This window comes from Bacillus sp. AFS031507, assembly GCF_002584635.1.
In the GTDB taxonomy this organism is placed as follows: domain Bacteria; phylum Bacillota; class Bacilli; order Bacillales; family Cytobacillaceae; genus Neobacillus.
Window position 1 is genome coordinate 537,500 of record NZ_NUOW01000003.1, and the last position, 267, is coordinate 537,766.

Genomic DNA, 267 nt, shown 5'->3' on the forward strand with positions numbered 1-267 from the left:
CCGCGGAAAGCGAAGCGCCTAAGCGGAAATCAACAGCCAAGTTTAACACAGCCTATTTATAAAAAATCGAAAAGAAATGGTTGACGAATTAGTGATGGGGTAGTACAATATTCATTGTCGCTGCTACGGAATAACTAGTTTAAGAGATGTAAGAAATTATTTCGAATGAAGTTGACATTAAAAAAGTGATATGCTAGAATAATAAAAGTCGCTAATCGCTTGATTGGATGACAAACAAGAATAATAGATTTGTTCTTTGAAAACTAA